We start from the raw sequence: 25673 nt of genomic DNA on the forward strand, positions 1-25673 counted from the left end.
TTTCGAAATCACATTTTCATAATTAAAAGACTCTATTTTTATGTTGAATTTTTATCTGTCTTTAAATAGCGAAATTCAAGTTTAAGTAAATTACTTTTCTTTAATTTGTCCATATTTTAGTTCATGGCAAAATACGTTTACATATCTATAGGAAGCAATAAAGGAGACAAGTTTCAGAATTTACAATCGGCTGTAAATCGCATGTTCGACCGTGTGGGTTCTGTAGAAAATATTTCGAAAGTATATACATCGCCTGCTTTTGGTTTTGAAAGTGACCCTTTTTTAAATGCGTGTTTAATTATTAAAACCGAGCTTGAATCCGATGAGGTTATGCAGTCCTTATTAGATATTGAAACAGAATTAGGTCGTACACGAACAGAAGGCGCTGGTTACGAAGCTCGCATAATTGATTTGGATGTTATCTTTGTTGAAGATGAAATTATAAATACCGAATTACTAAAGGTGCCACACCCTGAAATGCAAAAACGCTGTTTTGTAATCTTGCCTTTAAGCGATATTGCCTCGAAATTTGAACATCCTGTTTTAAAGCAATCGGTGAAGTCGTTATTAGAGGTTTGTGAAGATACAAGCGTATTAACTCCGATACCTCAGGAGTTAGTAAACCCAATTACACGTTTTAATTTTTCTCATCAAAATTTTATCGCTATTGAAGGAAATATTGGTGCAGGAAAAACAAGTTTAGCAACTAAAATGTCTGAAGATTTTAATGCCAAGTTGGTTTTAGAGCGTTTTGCCGACAATCCATTTTTACCTAAATTCTACGAAGATGCACCACGATATGCGTTTCCTTTAGAAATGTCCTTTTTGGCAGACCGCTATCAGCAAATTTCAGACGATTTATCTCAGTTAGATTTATTTAAAGATTTTATAGTTAGCGATTACGATGTGTTTAAATCTTTAATTTTCTCAAGAATTACTCTGCAAGAAGACGAGTTTAAGCTCTACAGAAAGTTGTTCTATATTATGTATAAAGAAATCGCGAAACCGGATTTGTACATTTATTTATATCAAAATACAGAGCGTCTTCAGCAAAACATTAAAAAACGCGGTCGCGATTACGAGCAACACATTCAAGACGATTATCTTAATAAAATCAATTTAGGGTATCTTGAGTTCTTAAAAAATCAAACGGAATTAAAAGTCAAAATTATCGATATTTCCGATATGGATTTTGTAGCCAATCGCGCCGATTATTTGGCTATTCTAGAACAAATAAATGCTTAATTTAAAGCCTTCATTTTACTGAATACATCCCAAATTAAAACACCTGCACTTACCGAAATGTTTAATGAATGCTTGGTCCCGAATTGCGGGATTTCAATCACCATATCGCTTTTAGAAACAACATCTTGAGCCACACCTTTTACTTCGTTTCCAAAGACTAACGCGTAAGTGGTGTCTGCTTCTGGAGTAAAGGTATCAAGCATGGTGGCGTTTTCGGCTTGTTCAATACTTAAAACTTTTACGTGTTCAGCTTGTAATTTTTCAACCACATCTAATGTGTGTTCAGCATATTCCCAAGCTACAGTTTCTGTACTTCCTAAAGCTGTTTTGTGTATGTCTTTATGTGGTGGTGTTGCGGTAATGCCACAGAGGTAAATTTTTTCAATCAAAAATGCATCACTCGTTCTAAATACAGAACCAATATTATTTAAACTTCTAATGTTATCTAAGACTATAATAAGCGGTGTTTTTTTAGTGTCTTTAAAATCTTCAACACTTAATCTATCTAACTCGCTATTTTTTAATTTACGCATACTATTAAATTTCTGTATTCTTTTATTGTATTGATTTTCTGAATAGGCGTGAACATATTTTCAAAAAAATCAAATTATGGTTACATTGCAACGGTATTTAAAATGCAAAAATAACACTAAAAAACGTCTTACCCTTGGCAAAAAAAACGAAAAAAGAAACGCCGTTAATGAAACAGTATAATGCGATTAAAGCAAAGTATCCAGATGCTTTGTTGCTATTTCGTGTAGGCGATTTTTATGAAACCTTTGGTTCAGACGCGGTTAAGACTGCAGGAATTTTAGATATTACGCTAACAAAACGTGGTGCAGGAAGCGAAAGTGAGATAGAATTGGCCGGATTTCCGCATCATTCTATAAACACCTATTTACCAAAATTGGTAAAAGCTGGCGAACGTGTTGCAATTTGTGACCAGTTAGAAGACCCAAAGCAAACTAAAACCATTGTAAAACGTGGCGTTACAGAATTAATTACGCCAGGTGTATCGCTTAACGATGAGGTGTTAAAATCGAAATCGAATAACTTTTTGTGTGCGGTACATTTTGGAAAAACGAATATCGGAATTTCCTTTTTAGACATTTCTACGGGGGAGTTTTTAACCTCGCAAGGAAACGAAGAATACATCGATAAGTTACTTCAGAATTTTAATCCGAGTGAAATATTAGTATCTAAGCAAAAACGTAATCTGTTTAAAAGTGCTTTTGGAGACGATTATCATGTGTTTCATTTAGAAGATTGGGTATATCAAACCGATTATACCAATGAAACCTTATTGAAACATTTCAATACAAAAACATTAAAAGGATTTGGTGTCGAAAATTTAGAAGAAGGGATTATTGCTTCGGGGTCTGTGTTGCATTATTTAGGCGAAACACAGCACAATAAATTAGAACATATTACCTCTATTTCGCGTATTGCAGAAGATGATTATGTTTGGATGGACCGTTTTACCATGCGTAATTTAGAGTTGTATAATTCTACCAATAACAATGCGGTTACCTTGTTACATATTATAGACAAAACCATTTCGCCAATGGGCGGACGTTTACTAAAACGATGGTTAGCACTGCCGTTAAAAGACGCTGAAAAAGTTAAACAACGTCATGAGGTAGTCGATTTCTTAACTAAAGAACAAGACACACATCAAAAAACGCGTCAGCATATAAAACATATAGGCGATTTAGAACGTTTAATCTCAAAAGTGGCTACTGCAAAAGTGAGTCCGCGTGAGGTTATTCAACTTAAAAATTCATTAGAAGCCATTGTGCCCATAAAAGCATTGGCGTCTCAATCGAGTAACGATGCCTTGAAAATTATAGGTGATAAATTACAGAGTTGCGATGTGTTGCGTGAGAAAATTAAACAGACTTTAAATGAAGAGGCACCGGTTAATGTCTTAAAAGGGCATACAATTGCTGAAGGATTTTCGGCCGAGTTAGACGAGCTACGTGGCTTGTCGACCTCAGGAAAGAATTATTTAGATGCTATGTTAGAGCGCGAATGCGAGCGCACAGGAATAACGTCTTTAAAAATTGCGTCTAACAACGTCTTTGGTTATTATATAGAAGTTAGAAACACGCATAAAGATAAAGTTCCGGAAGAGTGGATTAGAAAACAAACCTTGGTTAGTGCAGAGCGTTACATTACTGAAGAATTAAAAGAATACGAAGCCAAAATCTTAGGAGCAGAAGAACGCATTTTAGCTATTGAACAAAAACTGTTTGCCGATTTAGTGTCATGGATGAGTCAGTATATTAAACCTGTTCAGCAAAATGCATTTTTAATTGGGCAATTAGATTGTTTATGCGGATTTGCACAATTGGCAACCGATAATAATTATGTGTATCCTGTTTTAGATGATACATTCGATTTAGAAATTGTTGAAGGGCGTCACCCCGTAATTGAAAAGCAATTACCAATAGGCGAACCTTATATTGCGAACGATGTGTTTTTAGACCGCTCGTCTCAGCAAATTATCATGATTACTGGGCCAAACATGTCGGGTAAATCGGCTATTTTACGTCAGACGGCACTTATTGTATTACTTGCTCAAATCGGGAGTTTTGTGCCTGCTAAATCCGCTAGAATAGGTATAGTCGATAAGATATTTACTAGAGTAGGTGCGAGCGATAATATTTCGATGGGAGAATCGACATTTATGGTCGAGATGAACGAAACAGCTTCTATTCTAAACAATATGTCGGAGCGTAGTTTGGTTTTGCTAGACGAAATCGGACGAGGAACCAGTACTTACGATGGGATTTCTATTGCTTGGGCGATTAGCGAATATTTACACGAGCATCCTGCAAAAGCAAAAACGTTGTTTGCCACGCATTATCACGAACTAAACGAAATGACCGAAACGTTCCCGAGAATTAAAAACTTTAACGTCTCGGTAAAAGAATTAAAAGACAATGTCTTGTTTTTGCGTAAATTGGTAGAAGGTGGTAGCGAGCACAGTTTTGGTATACATGTGGCTAAAATGGCTGGAATGCCACAACAAGTTTTGCATCGAGCAAATACGATTTTAAAGAAGTTAGAAAAATCGCATTCTAGTGAAGAACTTACAGATAAAGTGAAAACCTTGTCGGACGATTTACAGTTAAGTTTCTTTAATCTAGACGATCCGCTTTTAGAAAATATTAAAGACGAAATTATAAATACAGATATCGATACGTTAACGCCTGTTGAAGCATTAATGAAGCTGAATGAAATAAAACGTATGCTGATTAAACCCAGTAAAACGGTAAAAAGTTAAATTATTTGATATTGATTTTCAAGGGCTTAAAAATTATTTTAAATTATTTTTCAAAAAAGCTTTGAGATACCAAGAAAAGTCCTAAATTTGCATCCGCAATAGCAATGTTGCTACGTTCATTAAAAGACTACGCGAAAGTAGCTCAGGGGTAGAGCATCACCTTGCCAAGGTGGGGGTCGCGGGTTCAAATCCCGTCTTTCGCTCTATACTGTTTTGATTTTCAAAAAAATATACCAAATGCTGAAGTGGTGGAATTGGTAGACACGTTGGACTTAAAATCCAATGGGTAGTAATGCCCGTGCGGGTTCAAGTCCCGCCTTCAGTACTTAAGCCTTTATCGCAAGATAGAGGCTTTTTTATTACGAATCGCTGTATTTATATAGACTGTTCTTTTAAATAATTATATACCACGCAGAAGTGGTGGAATTGGTAGACACGTTGGACTTAAAATCCAATGGGTAGTAATGCCCGTGCGGGTTCAAGTCCCGCCTTCTGTACTAAAGCCTTTATCGTGAGATAGAGGCTTTTTTGTTTTATATATGTTCTTACTTTGCAATTATTTTCGCCTTCCTAATTTCTCTTGAATATAATATGGACCATCTGGATTGTTGCGTTTAATTATATAATAGCGTTTAATCTTTGTAAAAAAGATACGCATTGAATTTGTCATTAAGTCTTCTAGCTTACATGTTATATAGTAAAAACATTATGTCCTTGTATGGTGTTCGAGCGGCTTCGAGAACATGAAAATGTAAAACAAGTGCTTCACAAAATATTTTAATGTAAAAGCTTTTAGAAGTCCGCTTAGAGGTGTCCAAAATCTAGAATTCTGTCTTTTTATAATAACTAAAATGTGTTCAGAAATACCAGAATTAATAATGAACCCAAACCTGGTTTACTGTAAACTAGAATAAAATGAGTATCTTTTATTCATTAAACTTACGTGTCAGAAACCAATCATTAGATTCGATATGAGTTATTCTAGAAGAACATTTATAAAAAAGTCGGCAGTAGTGGCATCAAGTTTGCCATTAATGGGTATGCCGTATGCGTTAGGACAAGAGTTTATGCCTGCAGATGATTTGGATGTTAGTATTTTCTCCAAACATTTACAATTTTTGGATTATAAAGAAACAGGGCAAATAGCATCCGAATTGGGTTTTAATGGTGTCGATTTAACGGTTAGGCCTAATGGGCATGTGCTTCCCGAAGATGTTGTAACCAAGCTTCCCACGGCAATTCAAGATATAAAAGCATCTGGTTCGGGTTGTAAAATGATAACTACAGCTATAGAAAGCGTGTCGCATCCGTTAGATGTAGATATTATTAAAACAGCTGGCAAGCATGGGATCTCGTTTTATAGAACCAATTGGTATAAATACAATACAAAGTGGTCTATGCCGGAGTCTTTAGAATATTATCAAAAGCAGGTTGAAGCCTTAGGCGATCTTAATAAAGACCATAACTTGATTGGTTGTTATCAGAATCATGCAGGACGTAAAGTTGGTGGATCTTATTGGGAAATTTATAAGCTATTAGAAACTGTTAATTCTAACTATTTTGGAACCCAATACGATATTCGCCATGCCTTAGTCGAAGGTGGATTGTCGTGGGAAAACGGATTCAATTTACTTAAAAATTCAATAAAAGTTATAGTGCTTAAAGATTTTAAATGGGGACAAGAAAACGGCGTTTGGAAACCAATAAATGTGCCTATTGGCGAAGGGATGGTCGATTTTAATAAGTATTTTGAATTACTAAAAGCTTCTGGTTTAAATCCCCCTGTGTCTTTACATTTAGAGTATCCATTAGGTGGAGCTGAAAAAGGTACTACGACGCTTACAGTAGATAAAAAAGTAGTTTTTGATGCGATGCAAAAAGACCTAAATACTATTCGTAATCTATGGAAAGACGCCTAAATAATTAGTCGAGTTTCTGGTGATTTTAAAAGAATAGATTCAAGTCTTTACTTATTTATCGTCCAATAGGAATACCTATTCCAAAGAATAATCGAAATTTATCTGTATTGTTAACCCAAGTAAAGTCTAAATCTATTGGGCCTATCATAGACAGGTAAGATACTTTTGTTCCAATAGAATATAAGTTACTCGTTTCTAAATTATCTTTCCATTCGCCGTCTGGAGAAAATGCATCTTTAGAATATGCTTTAAAATCTCCAAATCCAACTGTTGCTATATCAAAGTGAGGTGTGATAAAGCATTTTCTAACGAATTGATATTGCAATGCGATGTTAGCACTCATAAACTGGCTTACAGGCAATTCGTCTTCTAATAAACCATAAAACACAATATCGTCTTCTCTAGGTCGTCTTAAATTTCCACCCAGATAATAATTCGCTCCAAAGCCAAGTTGCTGAAAAGAAAGATCGTCACCCTCTGTTTGATCCATAAATGTTAAGCCCATATTAGCACCTAATTTTAAAGTCAGGTTTTCATGAAAGGTTTTTGCTGTTTCAAAGTTCAATCTTAATTTAGTAAATCCGTTTACATGTCCAGACTGATTTTGGTTTAAATCATTATCTACATAATTAATATCCACATTATTATTTAATGCTCGCCCTAATCTAAATTCTAAATTATAACCCTCTGTTGGATAAAATACAGTGTTTAAAGTATTAAAAACATATTGTGCATACACCTCTGTGGTTTTAAACTTGTAGTCGGCTAGATTTAATATATTATTTACAATATCTGGATTAGCATCTGGTGTAAGGCTTGTCAACTGGTAGTCAATTCCGAAACCGGCATAACTTTTTAGGGTATGGATATTGCGATTAATTTCATTATCAAATTGTAAATATTTGTAATTCATTTCGTCTGTAGCTTCCCCCTGAATAAAAATATCTTGATCTAATTTTTGTCCGAAGACTTCCGATCTAAACCACCAATTTTTATCCTCACCGTATATCTTCTGATATTGCACTTTAAATTTTGGTTGTTCTGCAAGATCTAAAGTAACTAGTAGTCTTGAAGATGATCCTATAATATTTCGTCCCGTGTAATTTACTAATAAACCAACGCCTCTAAAGTCGTCAAAATGTCCCGCTAATTTTACTTGATTATGTGCTTTCTCGATGGCAGTAATTTCTAGGCCTATTTTGTCGCCATCTATAATAGGATTTGCCGAGATTGAACTAAAAAGGTTAGTCCCTAATATTCTGTTTATATGTGTTTCTGCTTCTTCAACAGTGTATTCTTCTTTTTCTTTTAATCCAGATCTTGTGGTTACTAATCTTAAATTGTTTTCACTAATTCCCTTATAAACAATGGTGTCTAGTGTTACAAGTTTTTTCTGAACAGGCATAACATGTGCTCTCTGCTTAAAAGGTTTTAGTTTTTCTGCAAGTGCAACTAATTGATCCTCGTTGTCTAGAACGGCTTTTTTTCCTTCTTCGTAAATAATAGCGCTTTTATCGAAATCTCCAGGGGTGTATTTAAGGTTAGGAACATGGTCTAATAAAATATCGCATTCCTTTTTATGTTTTGCAACGAGTAAATTACTAGAAAGCATTCCCGTTTGAAATAATAAATTTTCGAGATTACTTAGTTGTTCTTTAGTTTGTAATCCGCCACTTACTTCACTTCCTATAATAAAATCGGCACCCATACTTTTAGCCACATCTACAGGGAAATTGTTTAAGACGCCACCATCTACAAGTAGCGTGTTTTTATATTCTACAGGCTTAAATACGCCAGGTATAGACATACTTGCGCGCATGGCTGTACTTAGAGAACCTTGGTCTAATATTATTTGTTTTCCGTTTACAATATCTGTTGCCATAGCTCTAAACGGGATAGGGTAATCATCAAATTTGGAAACGTTATACACCGGATAGGTAAGTACACTAAAGAAGTCTCTTAAATTCTGGTCGTTTAAGATTGCAATTACTGGTTTTGGTTTTTTGTCTACAACCTCAAAGCCTATAGAATAACGTCCGAATTCGCTTTTCTCTTCATTACTTACACTAGTAATAGACGCTCTTCCTCCAAAAAGGGCATCCCAATCTGCATTTTTAGAAATTTCGGCAATTTGATCTCCAGTATATCCTACAGAGTATAATGCACCTACTATACTTCCCATACTTGTTCCTACTATTAAATCTGGAACGATACCAAGGGAGTCTAATTTTTGTAAGGTTGGGATGTGTGCAATTCCTAATGCCCCGCCACCACTTAGTACCAAAGCGACTTTAGGCTTGTCTGAATCTTGAGCATGAGTAGTTAGAGAAGATAGAAAACAAGCTAAGAGAATAAAAAACGTGTAGAATTTATTCATAAATATTAAGAAAAAAGAGTTAGTAGTACGTCAAAACAAATGACCAATACAAATGTAAGTGAAATTAATTTAGACGATATAAATCTTGTTCAGAATACAAAATAAAAAATCTCAAACAGAAATAAAAATAGCTGTAAAACAAATTCTATTTGAAAGTTGAATTCTCTTTCCTAGCTTTACAAGATAAAACAAGGTTTTACGTTAAGTCTAATAACGTATTATCATTAATCCTTTTTAATCCATACAATTGAAAAAAAAAGCAATTAAAAAAAATAAAAATTGGTTTGTCTTAGTATTAAAACTCGCTAGTATTGGTTTACTTCTGCTCCTTGTTTTTATTGGAAGTATTTATATTGGTTTATGGGGTAAAATACCTTCTAAAACCGATTTAGCCGATTTAAAGCAGGCCGAGGCAAGTCTTATATTAGATAAGAATGAAGAATTATTAGGCAAGTACTTTGTCTTCGACAGAAGTATTGTCAGTTTTAACGACCTTCCTAAATATCTTGTCGACGGATTAATAGCGACGGAAGATGCGCGTTTTTACGAGCATGGCGGTATCGATTATCCGAGTTTCTTTAGAGTGTTTTTTAAGAGTGTATTGTTGCAAGATGATTCTGCCGGTGGCGGTAGTACTATCACGCAACAATTGGCTAAGAATCTCTTTGGAAGAAAAGAATATTGGATGTTATCTATGCCAATAAATAAAATCAAGGAGATGATAGTTGCCACGAGAATTGAAGACGTTTACGATAAAAACGATATCATTGCTCTGTATTTAAATACGGTGCCTTTTAGTGAGAATACCTTCGGGATTGAGAGTGCATCCTACCGTTTTTTTAATACCTCTACTAAAAATTTATCACTCTCGGAAGCTTCAACTTTGGTTGGTACACTTAAAGCAAATCACAGTTATAATCCGCGATTATTCCCAGAACGAAGTCAGCTTAGACGCGATGTAGTTCTTCAGCAAATGGTTAAATATGGTTATATAGATGAAGCAACAAGGAAGAGAGAAAGCAATCATCCTGTAGAAATTGATTATCATAAATTCACATATAACGAAGGGTTAGCTCCTTATTTTCGAGAACATGTTCGTAAACAGGTATCGCAGATTTTAGATAGTATAAATAAGAGTGCTAATTCTGAATATGATTTGTATACAGATGGTTTAAAAATTACAACCACCTTAGATAACACTATGCAAGCGTATGCCGAAAAAGGGATGACGAAACATATGGAGCGTTTACAGAATCAGTTTGAAAAAGCATATGGATCTAATGCACCGTGGTTAAAAGATGAGGCTATGATTACCGAATTAATTCAAAAAACACCAGCATATAAGCGTCTTCAGAAAGAGAAATTATCCGAATCTGAAATTATGAAAGCGCTTAATAAAAAATCTAAAAAACCAATATTCAGTTATGAAGGAGATACAATTGTTTCGGTATCTGCAATAGATAGTTTAAAGCACTATTTAAAGTTCTTAAACACCGGATTTGTGGCTATCGAACCTAAAACAGGAGCTATAAGGTCTTATGTTGGTGGTATTAATTTCGAGCATTTTAAGTACGATCATGTGTCTATGGGAAAACGTCAGGTGGGATCTACTTTTAAACCTTTTGTTTATACCACAGCATTAGAATCGGGAATGGATCCTTGTACTTATATTTCGGTTAAAGAGGTTACCTATACTAATGAAGACGGTTGGACGCCATCTAACGCTTCGAACGATGAGGTGGATCCACACATGAATTTTTCTTTGGAGAAAGCGTTAAGTCGATCTGTAAATACCATCGCTGTAAAACTATTAGATATGGTTGGTATACCTGCGGTTATTAAGCAAGCACGAAAGATGGGAGTCACTTCAGAATTGCCAGATGTTCCTTCTTTAGCTTTGGGTACGGCAGAATTGTCGCTTTTAGAGTTAACAGCGGCCTATACGAGTTATGTAAATAAAAGTGTCCCATCTAAACCTTATTTTATAGAGAAAATAGAAGATAAAAATGGGAAAGTACTTTATGAGTATAAACCTTCAAAACCCATGGATCCTGCTTTTAGTGAGAAAACGAGACAAACCATGATCGAGTTTATGAAGGCTACAATTAATGAAGGTACCGCAAAACGTATGCGATCTATCTATGGTTTGCCCAACGATATGGCAGGAAAAACAGGTACAACACAAGATAATCGCGATGGTTGGTTTATGGGAATTACCCCAAATTTAGTGATGGGATCTTGGGTAGGAAACGACGATCATCGTATTGGTTTTAGCACGACGTCTATTGGTCAAGGTGCAAACTCTGCATTACCAATAGTCGCAAATTTTGTGTCTCAGTTAAATAAAGATAATGATTTTAATAGCATAACAAAGGCTAAATTTGAGACGCCTTCGCAAGACGTTTTAGAAGGGTTAGACTGCAACCCCGATAAACGCGATGGCTTTTTTAAACGGCTTTTTGGGAAGAAGAAAAAAGAGAAAGCATTTGGGGAGTAATTATATTAGTCTTAGGGCTTAAATGAAATCTTCCTTTTTAACACTAGTAAATTAATTTATAGCACTTATGTATCAAGCAAACGAGAATAGATATAAAGACATGTCTTACCGAAGATGTGGAAAAAGCGGTATTGTTTTGCCTCCCATTTCATTAGGGTTGTGGCATAATTTTGGCGATGTCGATGTTTTAGAAAACGGAAAACAAATGTTACATACAGCTTTCGATAATGGGATTACGCATTTCGATTTGGCTAATAATTATGGTCCACCTCCCGGAAGCGCAGAGCGTAATTTTGGAGAAATCTTAAAGGCTAGTTTTTTACCTTATCGGGACGAACTTATTATTTCTACAAAAGCCGGTTACAATATGTGGTCGGGGCCTTATGGCGATTGGGGATCTAAAAAATATTTGGTGTCTAGTTTAGACCAAAGTTTAAAGCGTATGGGCTTAGATTATGTAGATGTGTTTTATCATCATCGTCCAGATCCTAATACACCTTTAGAGGAAACCATGTCTGCTCTAGATTTAATAGTTAGACAAGGAAAAGCCCTTTATGTTGGTGTCTCTAATTACAATGCAGAAGATACTTTAAAAGCTTCAAAAATTTTAAAGAAATTGGGTACACCGTGTTTAATTCATCAGCCACGCTATAGTATGTTCGATCGTTGGGTAGAAGATGGTTTGTTAGATGTTTTAGGCGATGAAGGTATTGGAGCAATTGCATTTTCGCCATTAGCACAAGGCCTTTTAACAAACAAATATATTAATGGTGTTCCAGAAAATTCTCGAGCTTCTAAAGCAACTGGATTTCTTCAAAAGGAAAGTATAACTCAGGAGGTGATTAATAAGGTGATTAAATTAAATACTATAGCCAAAAATCGTAATCAGAGTCTTGCACAAATGGCCGTAGCTTGGTTGTTAAAAGACGATAGAATTACATCCGTTTTAGTAGGAGTAAGTAGTGAAGCACAATTATTAGATAATTTAGGGGCTTTAAAAAATTTGGAATTTTCCAATTCAGAATTAGAGGCTATAGAAACTGTTTTAAAATAGTTTAAATGATAAAGATTATACGAACAGATTCTAAACATGAAGACTTTGTAGACTTAGTACGACTGCTGGATTCGGAATTAGCAGAACGCGACGGTGATGAACATTCCTTTTACGATCAGTTTAATAAAGTAACAGCTATTAAATATGTGATTGTGGCGTACCATGATGATTTAGCAATTAGTTGTGGTGCTGTAAAGGAATATAATGAAGACAGCATGGAAATTAAACGTATGTATACTACCAAAGCTTATCGCGGTAAAGGCATAGCCTCGAAGGTACTTGTGGCATTAGAACAATGGTCTTCGGAATTAGGATATAAAAGATGTGTGCTGGAAACAGGACTTAAACAACCTGAAGCCATTCGGCTTTACGAAAAAAATGGCTATAGTTTAATTCCTAATTACGGTCAGTATGCAGGGGTTAAAAATAGCAGGTGTTTTGAGAAAACAGTAAACTGATTTGATCATTGAGTTTCCCTCGTATCTAGGTATTTGAGACTACTTATTTATACGTCTAGTGTAGTACAAAACCTTTTATTAATTAAGAATGATTTTTAAATATTGATTAAATTATTAGATTTGTTATTCTAACTACAAACGTTATTAATTATGAAAAAACCATTAAATTATTTATGCTTTATTGTATTCGCGTTTATCTCTTTAACGATTCAGGCGCAGGATATAAAATTGCCTTCTCCAGATTTTTCAAAAGATTTAGTATCCGCTTTAAAACCAAGTAAAGATTTAGGATTGTCTTCTGGAGTGAGTACTGCAGTAGAAAAAGAAAATAAGAGCTTTGCAAGTGATATTGTCGGAATTATGAGTGGTTCTGGGGACGATGCTTCAAAGAAGTTAAAAATTAACGATAGAAAAAAGCAAAGAGATGGGGTGATAGGAAAAGCCTTTGGATCTGATACTGCTTTACAATCTTATAAGAAAGATATTAAAAAACAAATAGCACCATTTAAAAGAAAGTATAAATTGGCATCATTAGTTTTATAGTAGGTATAAAGTTAAATCATAAAAAAGCCCTTGTAAATTTTACAAGGGCTTTTTTTGTATAAAGAAAATGTGAATTATTTTCCTTGGATAGCGTTATTAGCATCGTTAGCTGTTTTCTTTACAGCATCGCTTGCGTCTTTTGTAGCTCCTTCAACAGCTTTACCTGTATCTTTCATTGCTTTGTCAGTTGCATTTACAGCATCTTTAGTAGCACCTTCAACAGCATTACCTGCATCGTTTAAAGCTTTGTCAGTTGCGTCAACAGCATCATTTACAGCGTCTTTCGCGTCTTTACTAGCACCTTCAACAGCATCACCTGCGTCATCCATTGCATCTCCAGTAGCATCAACAGCATCGTTTACAGCATCTTTAGTTGCATCAGCAGCATTGTCTAAAGCATCTCCAGTTTCTTTAGCAGCGTTTTCTACAGCCTCTCCTGCACTTTCAGATTTTTCTTTTACGTCTCTACAAGAAGTAAAGGTAGTTCCTAGAGCAAATACAAGAGCTGCGCTTAAAATTAGTTTTTTCATGATTTTAGTGTTTTGTTAATTTTTATGCTGCCAAGGTAATAACTTCTTGGCAATCATTAAATCTTAAATGTTAATTTTTTTAACAAATTCAATAAATGTCATTAATTTGAAGTATTTGAAGTCAAATATTTAGAAATCAGGTCTATTGCTCCAGCATTTTTGTGAATGTATGTGGCATTTTTTTGTCCTGAGTCTTCTCGAAACGCAGTGTTATTTGTCAGTTTGTTTAGAATTTGATTTAATTCTTCTTGATTTTTTACAGCAAACATCCCTTGGTTTTTTATCATGGCTTTTGCCTCTGGAAATTTTTCGTAGTTATTTCCAATAATAACGGGTACACCAAAAACAGCGGCTTCTAACGTATTGTGTAATCCTGTAGTTCCCATAGCGCCGCCAATGTATGCCATATCTGCATAGTTGTAGATTTTAGTAAGAATACCAATGGTATCTATTATAAAGACTTGTGCAGTAGATAAATCAACTTTATCCTTTTCTGAGTACAATACGGTATTAACCTTTAAACTATTTTTAAGTTGATGTATCTGATTAGGTTTTATATTGTGTGGCGCAATTATAAATTTTACCGTACTAGGCGCTGTAGTATTAATGTAGTTTGCAAGTAGTTTCTCGTCTTCCGGCCAAGTGCTTCCTGCAACACAACAGAGTTGGTTGTTTTTAAATGTCGCGATGAAGTCTAAAGAATTATCGGTTTTTAATTGATTCGAAACCCTATCGAAACGTGTATCACCAGAAATACTTACCGCATTATAATTTATAGAATGTAGGAGGTGTTTAGAAGCTTCATCTTGCGTGAAAATGTGCTCGAAAGCAAATAAGGCATCCCTCATAAAAGAACCGTAAGATTTAAAAAATAATTGCTCTTTTCTAAACAATGCCGAAATTAATATGGCACGTCCTTGTCTCTTTTTTAATGCGCTTAAAAGATTAGGCCAGATATCATATTTAACAAATATGGTAAGATCAGGATGTGCTAAATCTAGAAACGTTTTAGCATGACGTTTAGAGTCTAATGGCAGATATACAACACAATCTGCTAATGGCGAATTTTTTCTAATTTGATAACCAGATGGTGAAAAAAAGGTAAGAATGACTTTATAATTTGGATAGTGTTTTTTTATTTCAGAAAACACGGGTAATCCTTGTTCATATTCCCCTAAAGAAGCGCTGTGAAACCACAGAGTTTTATCTGTTTTAGAAATATGTTGCTTTAATTTGCTAAAGGTTTTTCGTCTGCCTATTACGCCATATTTTATTTTAGAATTAAAGAAGCCTATTAATGGAAGTAAAAGACTAGCTAAGAAAATGGAAAGATTATATATAATTTTCAAATTTTAAATGCTTTGAAACAAAAATAGTATTTCTTTGGCATAATTTGATTGGTAAACGTCCCTGATTTTCGTAATTTCGTAAGCATAATGTCCCAAACGGATTTATTAATATTCATGGTTCGAACACGTTGATGTTGTGGGCCTTAATTTCTTTCAAATGAGAAAAATTCAAATGGTTGACTTAAAAAGTCAATATGCACGAATAAAGGATGTTGTAAACGATTCTATTCAAGAAGTTTTAGAAACTACAGCATTTGTAAATGGACCAAAGGTTCACGAATTTCAGAAAAATTTAGAGCAGTATTTAGGTGTAAAACACGTTATTCCATGTGCTAACGGTACAGATGCATTACAAATTGCAATGATGGGTTTAGGTTTAAAACCTGGAGACGAAGTTATTACTACAGATTTTACTTTTGCGGCCACTGTTGAGGTGATTGCTTTATTACAGTTAACTCCTGTTTTAGTAGATGTCGAGCCGGATACATTTAATATAGATGTGGAAGCTGTTAAAAAAGCCATTACACCTAATACCAAAGCTATTGTGCCTGTACATTTATTTGGACAATGTGCTAATATGGAGGCGATCATGGCTGTTGCAAAAGAAAATAATTTATTTGTTATTGAAGATAATGCACAGGCCATAGGAGCAAATTATACATATAAAGATGGTACTAAGGTAAAAGCAGGAACTATTGGAGATGTGTCTGCAACTTCATTTTTCCCTTCTAAAAATTTAGGTTGTTATGGAGATGGTGGAGCCATTTTTACTAATAATGATGACCTAGCGCATACCATTCGTGGTATTGTTAATCACGGAATGTACGAACGTTACCACCACGATGTTGTTGGTGTAAACTCGCGTTTAGATGCTATTCAGGCTGCTGTTTTAGGGGCTAAATTACCAAATTTAGATGCTTATAATAAAGCTAGAATTGCTGCTGCGGATAAATACGATGAAGCTTTTAAAGATGAAAAACACATTGTTACACCTTTTAGAAGTGGAGCAGAAGATAGTCATGTTTTTCACCAATATACTTTAAAAGTAACAGGAGTAGATCGTGATGCTTTAGCTAAGTATTTAAACGAAAATGATATTCCTTGTGGTGTATATTATCCAATACCACTACATAATCAAAAAGCGTATTTAGACGAGCGTTATAATGAATCTGATTTTAAAGTAACAAACCAATTGGTTAAGGACGTTATTTCTTTACCTATGCATACCGAATTGGACGACGACCAAATAGAATATATAACCACAAAAGTTAAAGCATTTATCAATGAGTAAAATTTTAGTTACCGGAGGTCTTGGGTTTATTGGATCTCATACCGTAGTCGAGCTTCAAAATGAAGGTCATGACGTTGTAGTGATCGATAATCTTTCAAATTCTTCAAGAGATGTATTAAAAGGTATTTCTGGTATTTCTGGGAAAGAACCTATTTTTGAAGAACTTGATTTAAGAAATAAACAAGACGTTCAAAACTTTTTTAAAGCGCATAGCGATATCAATGGAGTTATCCATTTTGCAGCGAGTAAAGCGGTTGGAGAAAGTGTTGGTAACCCTCTTTTATACTATGAAAATAACATAAATACCTTGGTATATGTGTTACAAGAATTAGATAAATTAAAAGATGCTAATTTTATTTTTAGTTCGTCTTGTACGGTGTATGGCCAAGCAGATGAATTGCCAATTACAGAAAATGCCCCAGTAAAACCTGCAGAGTCTCCTTACGGAAATACAAAGCAGATTGGGGAAGAGATTATAAAAGATAGCTGTAAGGTAATTCCTAATTTAAATGCGATTGCCTTACGTTATTTTAATCCGATAGGTGCACACGAGACTGCTTTAATTGGAGAATTACCAATAGGAGTTCCTCAAAATTTAGTGCCTTTTATTACTCAAACGGCAGTGGGTTTACGTGAGCAATTATCTGTTTTTGGAGACGACTATCCAACGCCAGATGGAACTTGTATTCGTGACTATATTCATGTTGTAGATTTAGCAAAAGCGCATGTTATTGCTTTAAACCGATTATTAGAAGAGAACAATAAATCTAATTTTGAAGTGTTTAATTTAGGAACAGGAACAGGAAGCTCTGTATTAGAAGTAATTAATGCTTTCGAACGTGTTTCTAATGAGAAATTAAATTACAAAATAGCACCTCGTCGTGAAGGTGATGTAATTTCTGCTTATGCCAATACAGAAAAGGCGAATAATGAATTGGGATGGAAATCTGAATTAACATTAGACGATGCTATGAAATCGGCTTGGAAATGGGAACAAAAAATTAGAAATAAGTAAATTAATTAGTGTTAATTTAGTAAAAACCTTCTTTGCAAAATGCTGTAGAGAAGGTTTTTTTTATGTCTTTTTATTTGTTAAGCGTCTGTTTTTATCTTGATTATCAATGAGATATTTTTAATAATATTTGGATTTGGTTGAAAAAAATGTAATTCTATAGTTAAATGATAGGGTAATGATCGGTTATCTAGGTTTTATATATTCGTTTAAGTACCTTCGGCATATAATGAAATCTGATAAAATGAAATTGATTACAGTAAAAAGAGAAACGAAGAATGAAGCGAGGTTCACCAAAAAAATGGGAGTCTTACAAATTAAAGTCACGTATATTAAAATGTTGTTTTTAAATATACCGTTTAAAACACTACATAAATACAGAGAAACGTATTACGGAGAAATAAAAGATTGCGAGGAATGTCTCCTTCAAGCTTAATAAAATAAAAGGCCTTAAGTTTATTCTTAAGGCCTTTTTTTATGCGTTTTGCTTTGCTTTCTTGTTTACGATAAAATTTGAATAGAGGAGTAGTCCCATTCCTAACATAACAGACATATCTGCAACATTAAAAACACCAGTTCTAAAAACACCTCCTAAGTCAATATGTAAAAAGTCGGTTACAGATCCATATAAAATTCGATCAAATACATTTGCGATACCTCCACCAATAATACATGAGAACCCAATAACCGAAAATTTATCCAAATCCTTCTGGGTTAAAATGTAATAGGTTACATAGGCTAATACAGCTATCGGTAAGATTAGTAGAAAAATACTTTTCAATGTCGGATTTAAATCACTTCCCAAACTTAAAAAGGCTCCAGAATTTTCAACGTTGGTTAAAATAAATTTATCGCCAAGTAATTCGGTGCTTTTATAAGGTGTAACGTAAGCCCTAACTACAAATTTAGAAATCTGATCGAGGGCAATGTTAAGGGCGATTAAGCCTAAAATGAATGGAGTTCTAGAACGCTTCATTAATTTTGTTCAGTTTCAAAGATTGCAGATGCTGTTTCTGCAGTTCTATCAATTTTTTTTACTAAACCTTGTAATACTTTTCCAGGTCCTACTTCTGTAAAATGAGTTGCACCATCTGCAATCATTTGTTGTACAGATTGTGTCCAGCGCACAGGAGCAGTTAATTGCGAAATTAAATTTGCCTTTATTTCATTTTCGTCGGTAACGGCAGTAGCTGTTACGTTTTGGTATATCGGGCAATTAGGCTTACTAAAAGTTGTGTTTTCTATAGCTTGCGCTAATTCTTCGCGAGCAGGCTCCATCATTGGAGAGTGAAATGCGCCACCTACAGGTAATAATAATGCACGTCTTGCTCCAGCTTCTTTTAACGCTTCACACGCTTTTTCTACAGCTGTAGTTTCTCCCGAAATAACTAATTGACCCGGGCAATTGTAATTTGCAGCAACCACAACACCATCTATAGATGCGCAAACATCTTCTACGATATTATCTTCTAAACCTAAAACAGCGGCCATAGTACTAGGTGCTATTTCGCAGGCTTTTTGCATGGCTAAAGCACGTTGAGATACTAATTTTAAACCATCTTTAAAAGTTAGTGCTCCAGCAGCGACCAAAGCAGAGAATTCTCCTAAAGAATGTCCAGCAACCAATTCTGGCTTAAAGTTATCTCCTAAAACTTTTGCAAGAATCACAGAGTGTAAAAAAATGGCAGGTTGTGTTACTTTTGTTTCTTTAAGGTCTTCTGCAGTACCTTCGAACATAATATCGGTAATATGAAAACCTAATATACTGTTAGCTTGTTCGAATAATTCTTGTGCGACTTTGGAGTTTTCGTAAAGATCAAGACCCATTCCTGAAAATTGAGCTCCTTGTCCTGGAAATATATATGCGTTCATAGTTTTAATTTTGAATTTGTAAAAATAAGAATAAAAATTAGATTAGAAAGGTTTGCTATTTTTAGCTGTTATGTATGGTGTTAATCACGTTGTCAGGATTACCAGTAAACATTACATGACCTCCAATTGTAACTAGACTTACATCAAGAATGCAACACGTATTATTTAGAAACTGGTTTATATATTCGAACCATAATCGTATTAAAAAGAAGGATTTACACATAAATTCTCGCCGGCATTTATAAGAGCATTATCCATGAAATCACGTTCGTCTTTAAATTCTTCGGTTAAGTTATTCGCTATTTGAAACAGCAATCGTGCTCGCAACCGTTCTTGACTTAAAATAGGGTCTGCGGGACGGTATAATTTGTGAGCTAGCTCTTTTTCTTTCTCAGATATAACTAAAGCGAGAAAAATTTACAAACCTAAAATCGCAGCTTCAGCACAGCGTTCACCATCCATAGCGGCAGAAATTATTCCTCCGGCGTAACCACCACCTTCTCCGCAAGGAAATAAACCTTCTATTTGTGGGTGCTCTAATTTATCGGTTCTTGGAATACTCACAGGTGATGAGGTCCTAGATTCGACTCCAATAATATTAGCTTCAGCAGTATAATATCCATGCATTTTCTGTCCGAAGGATTCAAAACCTTTTCGTAAACTCTTTCCTATTAATTTAGGTAATAAAGAGTGTAGTGGCACACTTTTTATTCCTGGCTGATAGGAGGTCGGATTTAAATCTGAAGACAATCTACCTTCAACAAAATCTGTTAGACGTTGTGCTGGTGCTGTCTGGTTTCGTCCGCCAGAGGTAAAGGCTAATTTTTCTAAATCTTTTTGATATTCTAAAGCCTTAAGTGCTCCAAACTGTTCGTATTTAGACAAATCTCTTTCGGCATTAATTTCAACTACAATACCAGAATTAGCAAACTCATTATTACGTTTTGATGGCGACATCCCGTTAACCACAACTTCTCCATTTGCTGTGGCTGCCGGAACTATAAATCCGCCAGGGCACATACAAAAAGAGTAAACACCACGACCGTTTACTTGCTGTACCAAACTATATGCCGCCGCTGGTAATAATTCGTTTCGGTCTCCACTACAATGGTACTGAATAGAATCGATAATATGTTGCGGATGTTCTACGCGAACACCCATGGCAAAGGACTTTGCTTCTATAGCAACTTTCTTTTTATCTAGGAGGTAGAATATATCTCTAGCCGAATGCCCGGTTGCAAGAATAACACGTTCTGTTGCTAGTTCTTCACCATTACGCAGTTGAATGGCTTTTATTTTATTATTGGTAATCTTAAAATCTGTTACTCGTGTTTCAAAATGAACTTCGCCACCATACTTTAAAATGGTTTCACGGATATTTGTCACCACTTTTGGCAGTTTATTTGTCCCGATATGTGGATGAGCATCGACCAAAATCTGATCGGTTGCGCCGTGGTATACTAAGTTTTCGAAAATACGGCGAACATCGCCTCGTTTTAAACTACGTGTATATAATTTTCCGTCTGAGTACGTTCCGGCTCCACCTTCACCAAAGCAGTAGTTAGAATCTTCATCGACGTGATGGTCTTGATTAATTGCTTTTAAGTCTCGACGTCTGTCTTGAACGTTTTTTCCGCGTTCTAAAACAATAGGTTTAAAACCGAGTTCAATACAACGTAAAGCAGCATACATTCCCGCAGGACCGAAACCAATAATATGTATAGGTTTTGCATTAGAAACATCTTTATAATCGAAGGTATAAGCAGAAGATTCAGGAAGAGGTTCGTTAATATAAACGGCAACTTTATAATTGAAAATAATAGCAGGTTTTCGCGCATCTATAGATTTACGAAGTACTTTAACTCCTGATATTTTTTCCTTCGGTATATCTAGTTTTTTTGCAGACTGAAGCCATAAACTATCCTGTTGTCTCGTTTGCTCTTGAAGCGAAAGACGTAGCTGAATTTCTTTTATCATATTGCAAATTTACAGAAATTACTAATTAAAGAACTTGCAAAGATTAACAGAGTTTAAAATTTGAATGGTATTAAATGCGTTCGTAAGTTATAAATGAGAATGCATAATCGTTATTTTCATCTTTTGGATGATGAATATTTTGGATTTCTCGCCACACTTTAGGATCTAATTCTGGGAAATGCGTATCTGCCTCAAACGTGCTGTGTACTCGTGTTAATTCAATGCGATCTGCAAAAGGCAGTGCTTGTTTATAAATTTCTCCTCCACCAATTACATAAGGATGTTTATCTTCTAATGCAGCATCTAAAGCATCGTCCATGTTATGCACAACAATAACACCATGTGGCGCTTTATATTTTTGCTGATTTGTAACCACTATATGCGTTCGGTTTGGTAAAGGTTTTGGGAAACTTTCAAATGTTTTACGCCCCATGATAATACAATGGCCAGACGTTAAGGATTTAAAACGCTGTAAGTCGTCTCGTAAATGCCAGATTAACTGATTGTCTTTTCCTATAGCATTGTTTTCTGAAGCCGCAACAATAAGGGTTAAGTTTTGGTTCAGGGGTTTCTTTTTGTTTAAAAGGGCAGTGGCAGAAGTTTCTGTATTTGGTAATTTCGTTTTTAACTTTTCTATACCCGCTTTCTGTTTTGCTACAAGAATATCTAATTGTTCCTGTTGCCAGCTAGCCCCCATAAAACGATGAATAATAAATACGTTGAACGCATGATAGACTAAAAACACAGCCCACGCAGCGATAACTAAAACAAACCAATTTGTACCCAAAGGCGTAAAGGTTTCTCCTATATGAAGACCTAAATTGGCAATAATAACGGCTACAGAACCAATTAAAAACAGAATAAAGTGCGTGTACAGCCCTTTTTTTTGTTTAATGCGTTTTTGAGCATGTTTTATAAGCTCTAATTGCTCTTTGTCTATTTGAGGAATTTCTCTTTTTTTAGTACCGAACATAGGTTGAAACGTGTTAGTGGTGTAAAAATACTACTTCTACTACAATATTTGAAACTTTTGTAAAGCTGAAATCATTTTGATTAAATTTCAACTAATAATAATAACAAAAAATAACATTTTAATTTGGAACATTAAGTCAGATTCAAATTTTTTTTAAGAAAATCATAATTATTTGTCTTAGAGATAATTATTAGTAACATTATAGAAAATTCTTTCTTACTTTTATATTACTAAAAAATAATATTTATGGCAATTTCAAAACAATATTTAAAAAGCAAGCCTGTATGTAAAGTTACATTTACTGTGCCTGCTGAAGATGCAAATGAGGTAACTGTGGTTGGTTGTTTTAATGAATGGGATGCTAAAGCTAATCCTTTAAAAAAGTTGAAAAACGGAACGTTTAAAGGGGCAGTAAGTTTAGATGCAGATAATTCTTATGAATTTAGGTATTTAGTAGATGGGACATTTGCAAATGAAAGTGAAGCAGACGACCAAGTATGGAATGATTTTGCAGCAGCAGAGAACAGCGTATTAAAATTATAATATAAAAAAAAGTGTTTCTAAATTTAGAAACACTTTTTTTTATATAGCGACTGCACCTTTTATATGTGGGTGCGGATCATAATCGATTAAACTAAAGTCTTCGAATTTAAAATCGAAGATGTCTTTTACCTCAGGATTTAATATCATTTTGGGTAGCGGTTTAGGACTTCTGCTTAATTGCAACTTAACCTGATCAAAATGGTTACTGTAAATATGTGCATCTCCAAAGGTGTGAATAAATTCTCCTGCTTGGTATCCGCATACTTGTGCCATCATCATAGTAAATAAGGCATAGGAAGCAATGTTAAATGGTACGCCTAAGAAGATATCTGCGCTACGTTGATATAATTGACACGATAACTTGCCATCTGCAACGTAAAACTGAAAAAAAGCATGGCAAGGTGGCAATGCAGCTTTACCATTGGCAACATTATCGCTAAACGATTTTGAATTGTCTGGAAGTACCGAAGGATTCCAAGCCGAGACCAACATGCGTCTGCTATTTGGATTGGATTTTAAGGTTTCAACAATTTCCTTAATTTGGTCAATTTCATCATTGTTCCAATTGCGCCATTGGTGACCGTATACAGGCCCCAAATCTCCATTTTCATCGGCCCATTCATTCCAGATCTTGACTCCGTTTTCGGTTAAATAATTGGTGTTAGTATCTCCTTTTAAAAACCAAAGTAATTCGTGTATAATGGACTTTAAATGAAGTTTTTTGGTTGTAACCATTGGAAAACCTTCACTTAAATCAAATCGCATCTGATATCCAAATACACTCTTTGTTCCCGTTCCTGTGCGGTCTCCCTTTTCGTTTCCTGTTTCTAAAACGTGGTTTATAAGGTCTAAATATTGTTTCATAAGCCCATCTTCCGTCTTCCTAAGGGGAAGAAATATTAATAATTACAAAATTAATAAAACCATGCTTTATTATATAAGTAATCTAAATCTAAATTATAAATAGTTTGTCGGTTTTCCTCTTTTATAGAGGTGTGTCCACAGTATAATAGAGCGCTTTTACCCAATAATCATACCTGCAATAGTAGCCGATAATAACGATGCAATTGTCCCTCCTATTAAAGCACGAATCCCAAATTCTGAAAGGGTTTTACGTTGTCCAGGAGCTAAAGAGCCAATCCCACCAATCTGAATTCCTATAGAAGCAAAATTGGCAAATCCACATAACATATAAGTAGCCATAATAATGGATTTTTCGTATTGAAAGTGAATCGGATTTGCAATATTTTTAAGTTCAGCTAACTGTATGTAACCTACAAATTCACTAGCCGCAAGTTTAATACCTAACAATTGTCCCATAAGTGCCATATCTTGTTTTGCAACACCAATAATCCACATTAAAGGAGAGAAAAGATAGCCTAATATAAACTCTAAAGAGAATGCATTGTAAGGTGTGTTTTCTGCAATCCATGCATTCAATCCACCTATTAATCCTATTTTACCAAAACCGTAATTTATCATAGCAATAAAGGCTACAAAAACCAATAACATGGCTCCAACATTAGCAGCAAGTTTTAAACCTTCTGTGGTTCCGTTGGCTATGGCATCTAATATATTTGATCCTATATTTTCTTGAGAGACTTCAATTTCGGCGTTAATTTTTTCCTGTTGCGGATATAACATTTTAGAAATTACAATCGCACCAGGAGCCGCCATAACAGAGGCCGTTAATAAGTGTTTGGCGTAAAATATTTTCAAGGCTTGGTCTTCACCTCCTAAAAATCCGATATATGCAGCTAAAACTCCACCTGCAACGGTAGCCATACCACCCACCATAACGAGGAGTATTTCCGATTTGGTCATACGTTCTAAGTACGCTTTAATCATTAAAGGTGCTTCGGTCTGACCTAGGAATATATTACCTGCAACACTTAAACTCTCTGCTCCAGAAATACCAAGTAATTTTGTTAGTACCCATGCCATTCCTTTTACTACTATTTGAATGACACCTAGGTAAAATAATACAGATGTTAAGGCTGAAAAGAATATTATGGTTGGTAAAATTTGGAAGACAAAAATAAAACCAAAGCTATCAACATTCATCATATCTCCTAATAAAAACTGACTTCCAGCTTGGGTAAATTCGAGAATTTTGACAAATATTTTACCAACAAACTCGAAAGCATCCTGAACAAATTCAATTTTTAAAACACCAATAGCGAGTATAGCTTGTGCGCTAAGTCCGGCTCCAATGGTTTTCCAGTTTATAGCTTTTCTATTGGTACTTAATAAGTAGCATATAACTAATAAAACAAGCATACCAAGTAAACCACGAAGTAAACTACTTGTAGAAAAACCTTGACTAGGAATTATAGAATCTGTTTTTGCAGTGGCAATGGCACTCGGAGATACAGCAAGTGCGGTTTTAAAAGAATAGGTGTTTTCTAATTCTGAAAACACTAAGGTAGAATCTGTTAATTCTGAAATTTTGTAATGCTGAATATCATCTCTAGGCGTATTATAATAAAAGACCAATAGATTATTCTGTAGCATATAATTTCCGCTAGCAGTTATTGAATCCTGATCTTTAAATGTAATATCGAATTCTCCGTCTTCTAGGTTTAGAGATTCTAAAGTTTTATTTGCCGTTTGTGTAGAATCTTTAGTTGTGCTTTCAAGCTGTTCGAGCTGCCATAGTTTTTCTATGCTTTGTGCCTGAGCGCTTATAAACAATCCGGAAAAAATAAAAGCAATGGCAAATAAAAATTGTTTCATATATATAA

At 34.8% G+C, this 25673-nt stretch carries 22 protein-coding genes and 3 tRNA genes; 14 read left to right on the top strand and 11 right to left on the bottom strand.

Features of this window, described 5'->3' with window-relative positions:
• Positions 1 to 123: 123 nt before the first annotated feature.
• Positions 124 to 1245: a 2-amino-4-hydroxy-6-hydroxymethyldihydropteridine diphosphokinase gene (gene folK / locus AC0UBM_RS11525; RefSeq protein WP_475688716.1), complete on the top strand. Its 1122-nt coding sequence runs from the start codon at positions 124 to 126 to the stop codon at positions 1243 to 1245.
• On the opposite strand, the gene AC0UBM_RS11530 is transcribed toward folK, so the two are convergent.
• Positions 1242 to 1778, bottom strand: coding sequence for an RNA methyltransferase (locus AC0UBM_RS11530; protein ID WP_475688717.1), 537 nt, complete (start codon positions 1776 to 1778; stop codon positions 1242 to 1244). The genes folK and AC0UBM_RS11530 overlap by 4 nt on opposite strands.
• Before the next feature lie 134 nt (positions 1779 to 1912).
• On the opposite strand from AC0UBM_RS11530, the gene mutS reads away from it, so the two are divergent.
• From mutS to AC0UBM_RS11555, 5 genes are all read left to right on the top strand, one after another.
• Positions 1913 to 4534 (top strand): DNA mismatch repair protein MutS, encoded by a 2622-nt coding sequence (gene mutS / locus AC0UBM_RS11535; protein ID WP_475688718.1) that lies wholly within the window; start codon positions 1913 to 1915, stop codon positions 4532 to 4534.
• A gap of 131 nt (positions 4535 to 4665) precedes the next feature.
• Positions 4666 to 4737, top strand: a tRNA-Gly gene (locus AC0UBM_RS11540).
• Between the two features lie 36 nt (positions 4738 to 4773).
• Positions 4774 to 4859: transfer RNA gene (locus tag AC0UBM_RS11545), tRNA-Leu, on the top strand.
• Between the two features lie 86 nt (positions 4860 to 4945).
• Positions 4946 to 5031, top strand: a tRNA-Leu gene (locus tag AC0UBM_RS11550).
• Positions 5032 to 5505: 474 nt separating this feature from the next.
• Positions 5506 to 6453: a sugar phosphate isomerase/epimerase family protein gene (locus AC0UBM_RS11555; RefSeq protein WP_475688719.1), complete on the top strand. Its 948-nt coding sequence runs from the start codon at positions 5506 to 5508 to the stop codon at positions 6451 to 6453.
• 55 nt (positions 6454 to 6508) lie between these two features.
• Here the strand turns inward: AC0UBM_RS11555 and AC0UBM_RS11560 are convergent, their stop codons facing one another.
• A complete protein-coding gene (locus tag AC0UBM_RS11560; RefSeq protein ID WP_475688720.1) occupies positions 6509 to 8830 on the bottom strand; it encodes a patatin-like phospholipase family protein in 2322 nt (773 codons plus the stop codon).
• 247 nt (positions 8831 to 9077) lie between these two features.
• Between AC0UBM_RS11560 and AC0UBM_RS11565 the strand changes: the two genes are divergently transcribed.
• The 4 genes from AC0UBM_RS11565 (at position 9078) to AC0UBM_RS11580 (ending at position 13382) form a co-directional block, all read left to right on the top strand.
• The gene (locus AC0UBM_RS11565) at positions 9078 to 11327 is read left to right on the top strand and encodes a transglycosylase domain-containing protein (protein ID WP_475688721.1); all 2250 of its coding nucleotides are present in this window, start codon (positions 9078 to 9080) and stop codon (positions 11325 to 11327) included.
• Positions 11328 to 11394: 67 nt separating this feature from the next.
• Positions 11395 to 12381: an L-glyceraldehyde 3-phosphate reductase gene (gene mgrA / locus AC0UBM_RS11570; protein ID WP_475688722.1), complete on the top strand. Its 987-nt coding sequence runs from the start codon at positions 11395 to 11397 to the stop codon at positions 12379 to 12381.
• 5 nt (positions 12382 to 12386) lie between these two features.
• Positions 12387 to 12839 (top strand): GNAT family N-acetyltransferase, encoded by a 453-nt coding sequence (locus AC0UBM_RS11575; protein WP_414036645.1) that lies wholly within the window; start codon positions 12387 to 12389, stop codon positions 12837 to 12839.
• Between the two features lie 150 nt (positions 12840 to 12989).
• A complete protein-coding gene (locus tag AC0UBM_RS11580; protein WP_414036646.1) occupies positions 12990 to 13382 on the top strand; it encodes a hypothetical protein in 393 nt (130 codons plus the stop codon).
• 74 nt (positions 13383 to 13456) lie between these two features.
• Here the strand turns inward: AC0UBM_RS11580 and AC0UBM_RS11585 are convergent, their stop codons facing one another.
• Together AC0UBM_RS11585 and AC0UBM_RS11590 are read right to left on the bottom strand one after the other, a co-directional pair.
• On the bottom strand, positions 13457 to 13912 hold the full coding sequence (locus tag AC0UBM_RS11585) for a hypothetical protein (RefSeq protein WP_414036647.1): 456 nt from the start codon (positions 13910 to 13912) through the stop codon (positions 13457 to 13459).
• A 101-nt stretch (positions 13913 to 14013) separates the two neighbouring features.
• Entirely contained in the window at positions 14014 to 15261 is a 1248-nt protein-coding gene (locus AC0UBM_RS11590; protein ID WP_475688723.1) for a 3-deoxy-D-manno-octulosonic acid transferase, read from the bottom strand.
• Positions 15262 to 15418: 157 nt separating this feature from the next.
• Here AC0UBM_RS11590 and AC0UBM_RS11595 point away from each other — a divergent pair, with 157 nt between their 5' ends.
• The 3 genes from AC0UBM_RS11595 (at position 15419) to AC0UBM_RS11605 (ending at position 18000) form a co-directional block, all read left to right on the top strand.
• Positions 15419 to 16552: a DegT/DnrJ/EryC1/StrS family aminotransferase gene (locus tag AC0UBM_RS11595; protein ID WP_475688724.1), complete on the top strand. Its 1134-nt coding sequence runs from the start codon at positions 15419 to 15421 to the stop codon at positions 16550 to 16552.
• Positions 16545 to 17567, top strand: a complete 1023-nt coding sequence (gene galE / locus AC0UBM_RS11600; protein ID WP_475688725.1) for a UDP-glucose 4-epimerase GalE — start codon at positions 16545 to 16547, stop codon at positions 17565 to 17567. Before AC0UBM_RS11595 ends, galE begins: the two co-directional genes overlap by 8 nt.
• Before the next feature lie 241 nt (positions 17568 to 17808).
• Positions 17809 to 18000 (top strand): hypothetical protein, encoded by a 192-nt coding sequence (locus tag AC0UBM_RS11605; protein WP_414036651.1) that lies wholly within the window; start codon positions 17809 to 17811, stop codon positions 17998 to 18000.
• A gap of 39 nt (positions 18001 to 18039) precedes the next feature.
• Here AC0UBM_RS11605 and lspA read toward each other — a convergent pair whose 3' ends face one another.
• The 5 genes from lspA to AC0UBM_RS11630 form a co-directional block, all read right to left on the bottom strand.
• A complete protein-coding gene (gene lspA / locus AC0UBM_RS11610) occupies positions 18040 to 18540 on the bottom strand; it encodes a signal peptidase II (protein ID WP_414036652.1) in 501 nt (166 codons plus the stop codon).
• Positions 18540 to 19436 carry an ACP S-malonyltransferase gene (fabD, locus tag AC0UBM_RS11615; RefSeq protein WP_434037002.1) on the bottom strand — a complete coding sequence of 299 codons (897 nt, stop codon included), beginning with the start codon at positions 19434 to 19436 and terminating at the stop codon, positions 18540 to 18542. The genes lspA and fabD overlap by 1 nt, the downstream gene beginning before the upstream one ends.
• Positions 19437 to 19637: 201 nt before the next feature.
• Positions 19638 to 19853, bottom strand: a complete 216-nt coding sequence (locus tag AC0UBM_RS11620) for a maltose acetyltransferase domain-containing protein (protein ID WP_475688855.1) — start codon at positions 19851 to 19853, stop codon at positions 19638 to 19640.
• Positions 19854 to 21413, bottom strand: coding sequence for an NAD(P)/FAD-dependent oxidoreductase (locus AC0UBM_RS11625; protein ID WP_475688726.1), 1560 nt, complete (start codon positions 21411 to 21413; stop codon positions 19854 to 19856). It lies immediately after the preceding gene.
• A gap of 70 nt (positions 21414 to 21483) precedes the next feature.
• Positions 21484 to 22386, bottom strand: coding sequence for a dihydrofolate reductase (locus AC0UBM_RS11630; RefSeq protein WP_475688727.1), 903 nt, complete (start codon positions 22384 to 22386; stop codon positions 21484 to 21486).
• A 246-nt stretch (positions 22387 to 22632) separates the two neighbouring features.
• On the opposite strand from AC0UBM_RS11630, the gene AC0UBM_RS11635 reads away from it, so the two are divergent.
• Complete coding sequence (locus AC0UBM_RS11635) at positions 22633 to 22929, top strand: isoamylase early set domain-containing protein (protein ID WP_475688728.1); 297 nt, start codon at positions 22633 to 22635, stop codon at positions 22927 to 22929.
• A gap of 39 nt (positions 22930 to 22968) precedes the next feature.
• On the opposite strand, the gene AC0UBM_RS11640 is transcribed toward AC0UBM_RS11635, so the two are convergent.
• Both AC0UBM_RS11640 and AC0UBM_RS11645 read right to left on the bottom strand, forming a co-directional pair.
• Complete coding sequence (locus AC0UBM_RS11640) at positions 22969 to 23793, bottom strand: thymidylate synthase (protein WP_475688729.1); 825 nt, start codon at positions 23791 to 23793, stop codon at positions 22969 to 22971.
• Positions 23794 to 23949: 156 nt separating this feature from the next.
• A complete protein-coding gene (locus AC0UBM_RS11645; RefSeq protein WP_414036658.1) occupies positions 23950 to 25665 on the bottom strand; it encodes a NupC/NupG family nucleoside CNT transporter in 1716 nt (571 codons plus the stop codon).
• Positions 25666 to 25673: the final 8 nt, after the last annotated feature.

The sequence above is a fragment of the Formosa sp. F44 genome (assembly GCF_056238645.1).

Bases quoted from the DNA above. Each gene is read 5' to 3' on its own strand.
- AC0UBM_RS11555 (WP_475688719.1), top strand. From the start codon at position 5,506: ATGAGTTATTCTAGAAGAACATTTATAAAAAAGTCGGCAGTAGTGGCA.
- galE (WP_475688725.1), top strand. From the start codon at position 16,545: ATGAGTAAAATTTTAGTTACCGGAGGTCTTGGGTTTATTGGATCTCAT.
- AC0UBM_RS11630 (WP_475688727.1), bottom strand. From the start codon at position 22,386: ATGTTCGGTACTAAAAAAAGAGAAATTCCTCAAATAGACAAAGAGCAA.
- AC0UBM_RS11575 (WP_414036645.1), top strand. From the start codon at position 12,387: ATGATAAAGATTATACGAACAGATTCTAAACATGAAGACTTTGTAGAC.
- mgrA (WP_475688722.1), top strand. From the start codon at position 11,395: ATGTATCAAGCAAACGAGAATAGATATAAAGACATGTCTTACCGAAGA.
- folK (WP_475688716.1), top strand. From the start codon at position 124: ATGGCAAAATACGTTTACATATCTATAGGAAGCAATAAAGGAGACAAG.
- AC0UBM_RS11530 (WP_475688717.1), bottom strand. From the start codon at position 1,778: ATGCGTAAATTAAAAAATAGCGAGTTAGATAGATTAAGTGTTGAAGAT.
- AC0UBM_RS11605 (WP_414036651.1), top strand. From the start codon at position 17,809: ATGAAATTGATTACAGTAAAAAGAGAAACGAAGAATGAAGCGAGGTTC.
- AC0UBM_RS11625 (WP_475688726.1), bottom strand. From the start codon at position 21,413: ATGATAAAAGAAATTCAGCTACGTCTTTCGCTTCAAGAGCAAACGAGA.
- AC0UBM_RS11635 (WP_475688728.1), top strand. From the start codon at position 22,633: ATGGCAATTTCAAAACAATATTTAAAAAGCAAGCCTGTATGTAAAGTT.
- AC0UBM_RS11580 (WP_414036646.1), top strand. From the start codon at position 12,990: ATGAAAAAACCATTAAATTATTTATGCTTTATTGTATTCGCGTTTATC.
- AC0UBM_RS11645 (WP_414036658.1), bottom strand. From the start codon at position 25,665: ATGAAACAATTTTTATTTGCCATTGCTTTTATTTTTTCCGGATTGTTT.
- AC0UBM_RS11560 (WP_475688720.1), bottom strand. From the start codon at position 8,830: ATGAATAAATTCTACACGTTTTTTATTCTCTTAGCTTGTTTTCTATCT.
- AC0UBM_RS11595 (WP_475688724.1), top strand. From the start codon at position 15,419: ATGAGAAAAATTCAAATGGTTGACTTAAAAAGTCAATATGCACGAATA.
- lspA (WP_414036652.1), bottom strand. From the start codon at position 18,540: ATGAAGCGTTCTAGAACTCCATTCATTTTAGGCTTAATCGCCCTTAAC.
- fabD (WP_434037002.1), bottom strand. From the start codon at position 19,436: ATGAACGCATATATATTTCCAGGACAAGGAGCTCAATTTTCAGGAATG.
- AC0UBM_RS11585 (WP_414036647.1), bottom strand. From the start codon at position 13,912: ATGAAAAAACTAATTTTAAGCGCAGCTCTTGTATTTGCTCTAGGAACT.
- AC0UBM_RS11640 (WP_475688729.1), bottom strand. From the start codon at position 23,793: ATGAAACAATATTTAGACCTTATAAACCACGTTTTAGAAACAGGAAAC.